Origin of the sequence: Thermogemmatispora sp. (assembly GCF_019683755.1) — a bacterium.
GTDB lineage: Bacteria > Chloroflexota > Ktedonobacteria > Ktedonobacterales > Ktedonobacteraceae > Thermogemmatispora.
Map to the genome: position 1 here is coordinate 1 of NZ_JADGHT010000426.1, position 3482 is coordinate 3482.

Annotated in this window: 2 protein-coding genes; both read left to right on the forward strand. The window is 58.3% G+C overall.

All coding sequences use genetic code 11. The features are described 5' to 3' along the window. Positions 1–434 precede the first annotated feature (434 nt). Positions 435–1796, forward strand: coding sequence for an MFS transporter (locus tag IRZ24_RS18295; RefSeq protein WP_297167511.1), 1362 nt, complete (start codon positions 435–437; stop codon positions 1794–1796). 771 nt (positions 1797–2567) lie between these two features. Next, the gene (locus IRZ24_RS18300) at positions 2568–3377 is read left to right on the forward strand and encodes a hypothetical protein (protein ID WP_297167514.1); all 810 of its coding nucleotides are present in this window, start codon (positions 2568–2570) and stop codon (positions 3375–3377) included. Positions 3378–3482 lie beyond the last annotated feature (105 nt).

A 3482-nucleotide genomic window follows, 5' to 3' on the forward strand; every position in this document is an offset into this window, starting at 1 on the left:
AAGCGACAGATTAAAAGCGATGGCCTGTCTCAGGAGAGCAGACTGATCCCTGAGCGTAGGCAGGTCAGGGGCTTGGCCACCTGACGGATGCTTGCAGGTGCAGGGGCCTATGAGGTCCCCGGCATAGTGTTTCCTTCCCAAAGGAGATGTGGACCGGCGACAGCGGCGAGCTTTTGCTCCTCGGCAGAGCTTGCGCGGCCCACACTAGCGTTCCGGTCCACATCTTCTCCTTTCGTAGCTGCTACTGACTCAGTGTCGCAGTCTTGAAGATCAGTGGCCTCTGCCTCCGGTCAGTGGTGGGCACTGCTCCTCCTGCCCGGCCCTCTGAATGCTTTGTCTGCTCCTCTGCTTCTTCTGCCTCTGTCTCTTTTATCGAAAGCTACTCTGTTGCTAAGTTGGACTGATTCTGTTGAAAGAAGGGATGTGTTAGCAAGATGCGCGTTTCTTCCGAGGAAGAGGTGACCTTATCCCCGCCCTCTACGGCAAGAGAGGTTGCTACGGCTAGAACGACCGCTCTGCTTCAGCCCGCACTATCGCAGCGCGGGATTTTTCGTGCTTTCCGGGCTTTGCGTCATCGTAATTTTCGTCTTTTCTGGCTCGGTCAGCTTATTTCCTTGATCGGGACCTGGATGCAGACCACGGCGCAGGCCTGGCTGGTATTGGAGTTGGACCATAATGCCTGGTTGCTCGGCATCGTCGGCGCTCTCCAGTTCTTGCCGGTGCTTTTCTTCGCCCTCTTCGGTGGCATTATCGCCGACCGTTTGCCTAAAAAGCGGATTCTGGTGCTGACGCAATCGTCAGCGGCGGTACAAGCCTTCTTGCTGTGGGTGCTGGTGGCCAGTGGCGCAGTGCAGATCTGGCATGTGCTGGTTTTGGCGCTGCTGCTGGGTATTACCAATGCTCTGGATATGCCGACACGTCAGGCTTTTGTCGTGGAGATGGTGGGACGCGAGGATCTGCCCAATGCCGTGGCTTTGAATTCCTCTCTGTTTAATATGGCGCGCGTGCTTGGTCCTGGCATCGGTGGTCTATTGATTGCTCGTCTGGGGGTGGCGCCGCTCTTTCTGCTCAATGCGCTGAGCTTTGTGCCGGTGATCGTGGGAATCGCCTTGATCGATTCGAGCCGTCTCTACGCTCAGGCCCGCCTGCCACTGAGTAAGCAGGGGCAACCCAGCCCCCTGCAGAGCCTGCGCGAGGGCCTGGCCTATGTGGCGCATACGCCGTCCGTGCTTCTCGTGATCGTGGTGGTGGGTTTGGTCTCGCTCTTCGGCATCAATTTTAATGTGTCGCTGCCGCTCTTTGCTACGGATGTGCTCCACGCTGGACCGGAGGGCTTCGGCTTCATCTCTTCGGCTTTTGGTATCGGTTCGTTGCTCTCGGCATTGTGGCTGGCCTGGGCCAATAAGCGGCCTACCATCCGTAGCCTCTTGATCAGCGGCATCGCCTTTAGCATCCTGGAAGCGGCCTTCGCTCTCTCTCCTTGGTATCTGCCGTCACTAGTTCTGATCGCTCTGACAGGCTTTACTCAAATCGCTTTCTCGGCTCTAGCCAATACTACGCTGCAGGCTGTGACGCCAGATCACCTGCGCGGACGCGTGATGAGCGTCTATATGATGGTTTTTGCGGGTAGCTCTCCTATTGGCAATCTCTATACGGGCGCTTTAGCCGATCTGTTTGGGGCACCAGCAGCGGTGCTGGCTGGCGCCATCCCTAGTTTGATCGCTGCTGTGGCCGGTTGGTTCCTTCGCGAGGCTGCTGAGAAGGATTTGAGGGAGGCTCATTCTTTCTACGGCTGAGACTAGGCTCTGTCGGCTTGCCATTCTGTCGCTCGCGTTCGGTGAGCCGCCAGTAGGACTAGACGGAGCTAGCAGTCGCCCGTCGGCCTCAGTGTCGAGGTATCTCAGTTACCCACCATTTCGCGAGCACCGACCAGCGAGCACGTCTGAGATGGAATGGCTGGCCAGCAGCAGGTTTCTTCCCTCGCCTTCAAGGGCCAGCCCGGGATCGTTTAACCAGTACGGCTGTGTCGCCAGCCTGGTGCTGGTCGGCTCTGCCCGACTAGTTTTGGGTTGCTGGTTGTCGCCGCCGATTATATTCGGAGTTTCTCGCTTAAAATTGAGCTGCGCCTTTGCAGATGATGCTAGCATCACTGACAGAGATGCACGAGTTACTCTCTACCTCTGGCAGAGAGAAAGCCCTAGAGATACGCACCTGTCCTAGCCTGATGGTTGGCTAGAGCCAATGAGCAGTCTTCTTGTCAGCGGCAGCGCTTGCAGTATACTGAAAGCAGGTTCGCGCGCTCGCTCTGGTATCTGCCGTCACTGGTCTCGATTGCCTGCCTGGCTTCACTTGGATCGCTTTTCCCGCCTGAGGCCGCTATCACTCTGCACCAGGTTGTGGCGTCAGAGCACCTACACGGTGTCCAGGAGTTGATGCGTTTGGGGACCACAGCACTAGCGCTGACGGACGTTTTTCTTGAATCCGATCGCTGTCGTGGCCGGCTGACCGGCTGGTTTCTGGACAGAGCACTCGAGAAAGATTCACTTCGATGGAGTAACGAGAGATCTATGGCTGATAGTGATGGTCTGGCCTGGCGCGTCCTGCCACTCACGGTTGCAGATCAGCAGGTGCATCTGGATTACGGTCAGCGCCTGCTCGCTGCTCCTGTGCCTCCCCCACCGACCCTCTATTGGTCGCAGGCGCAGAGCAGGGGTCTGGTGCTGGGCTTCTCTCAGAAGGCTTCCCAGTTGAACGTTGAGGCTTTGCGCCGTCTGGATCTGCCGCTCTACCAGCGCCAGGCCGGCGGCACGGCGGTGCTGGTTGGCCCCGAGCTGCTAGCTTTAGACGTCTTTCTCCCTCCAGGGCATCCGCTGATCCTGACAGATGTGGTGGAGTCCTACCGCTGGTTGGGAGAGACCTGGGTGGCTGCCTTGGCGCGCTTGGGTGTGACAGTACGCCTTGTGCTGCCAGCCGAGGCGCGTGCCCAGCAGGCATTGCTGAAGCAGCCCGCCACGGCAGCCCGTGAGGCTGTGCTGCGCCGTGCTTGCTATGGGGCGCTCTCGCCTTACGAGGTAGTGGCACTCGATCGGCGCAAGATCGTCGGGTTGACAATGGTTCGTCGACGTACAGGAAGTTTGCTACAGGCTGGGCTGTTACTGCGCTGGGAGGTGGAGCCTCTCGCCTTTGTTCTGGGTCAGACGGCAGAAGAGCAGGCTTTGCTACGCAGTGAGCTGCCGCGCCGCGCCGTGGGCCTGGAGGCTTTGGCTGGCCGAACGATTGCGGTTGCTGAGGTGATCTCCGCCTTCGAACTGGCTCTGTCGGCTCTCTCATTCCCTCAGCTTCCAGCGAAGTATTTCCCTTCGCCCGCTGAGACTTGACGAGAGGCCATCCCTGGGCCTATACTAGGCAAACTCCATAAGTATCGCATACCAGCAGAGGTTCTCTACTATGGCAGATAGGAATGCACCAGGAGCAATTGAGGT

Excerpts from the sequence above, each read along its gene's own strand:
- IRZ24_RS18295 (WP_297167511.1), top strand. The coding sequence starts at position 435 with ATGCGCGTTTCTTCCGAGGAAGAGGTGACCTTATCCCCGCCCTCTACG.
- IRZ24_RS18300 (WP_297167514.1), top strand. The coding sequence starts at position 2,568 with ATGGCTGATAGTGATGGTCTGGCCTGGCGCGTCCTGCCACTCACGGTT.